Raw genomic sequence first — 1226 nt, forward strand, 5'->3', positions numbered from 1 at the left:
TGAACCACGCCCCATTCAGTGCGCAATAACCGTCTGCGTTCACTTTCTGTTAGCCCATAAAGGCTCGCTCGCTCACCATGCAGTAGCTGATAGTGAACCACGCCGCTATCGGGTATTTCTCTCCCCGACAACACACGCAATAAGGTACTCTTTCCAGAGCCTGATTCGCCTACAATCCCCAGTACTTCACCAGGCCAGAGTTTGAAGTCGATATCCTGACACCCTTTACCAGGCTGATACAGTTTCGATAGCCCCTGAACCTCTAACAATGGTTGATGAGTCTCTACAGCGTCTTTTTTTTCTAGATCAAGGCCTTTGCTTTCTATATCAGCGAGCGTCCCTTTTTCATTAAATTGACTGGGTTGACTCAATTGATTGGTAGTATTTAGTCGATTCGGTTCACCGCATCGAGTGAGTTTGCTTAATTCAGTTACTGACACGATGTGACCTCATCTTTTGGGCTTGACATTACGTTGGATACAGCTCCAGATACTGGTTTCACCATAGAGTCCGAAATAGAGTCCGAACTAGAGCTCGAGCTACTGTTTGATGTTGACGCTAATGATTGGAGTGATTGTGATGCTGCGTGTTCATGGCAATAATCCGTGTCTGAGCAGACAAATATCCGGCCCCCTTTATCGTCTGTCACGACTTCGTCTAAAAAGCTCTCTGTTGAACCACAAATACAACAAGGCTCGTCCCATTGCTGTACTTCAAATGGGTGGTCATCAAAGTCGAGGCTTTTTACATCGGTATAAGGTGGAATGGCATAGATCCGCTTCTCTCGGCCTGCTCCAAATAATTGCAGTGCTGGCATTTGATGCATTTTCGGATTATCAAATTTTGGTATCGGTGATGGGTCCATGATGTATCGTCCATTAACATGAACTGGGTAAGCGTACGATGTAGAAATATGACCGTAACGTGCAATATCTTCATACAATTTCACATGCATGACGCCATACTCTTCAAGCTCGTGCATTTTCCTCGTTTCCGTTTCTCTCGGTTCAATAAAACGCAACGGCTCAGGAATAGGCACCTGATAAATAAGAATCTGCCCATCTGTTAATGGCTTTTCAGGAATACGGTGGCGAGTTTGAATTAAGGTCGCATCCGAAGTACGTTCCGTTGTTTCTACCGCAGCAACTTTTTCAAAAAACTGTCTGATCGATACTGCATTGGTAGTGTCATCGGCCCCTTGGTCGATCACTTTAAGCACATCGGGT

Annotated in this window: 2 protein-coding genes; both read right to left on the minus strand. The window is 45.4% G+C overall.

The genetic code is table 11. The features are described from left to right. Positions 1-440: ATP-binding cassette domain-containing protein (locus ACP45E_RS15405; protein ID WP_141707355.1), on the minus strand; the 440-nt coding region annotated here is incomplete at its 3' end. Beyond that, the coding region (locus ACP45E_RS15410) for an alpha-D-ribose 1-methylphosphonate 5-phosphate C-P-lyase PhnJ (protein ID WP_069585205.1) at positions 431-1226 on the minus strand (796 nt) is incomplete at its 5' end. The genes ACP45E_RS15410 and ACP45E_RS15405, both read right to left, overlap by 10 nt.

The sequence above is a fragment of the Vibrio genomosp. F10 str. 9ZD137 genome, assembly GCF_049974785.1.
In the GTDB taxonomy this organism is placed as follows: domain Bacteria; phylum Pseudomonadota; class Gammaproteobacteria; order Enterobacterales; family Vibrionaceae; genus Vibrio.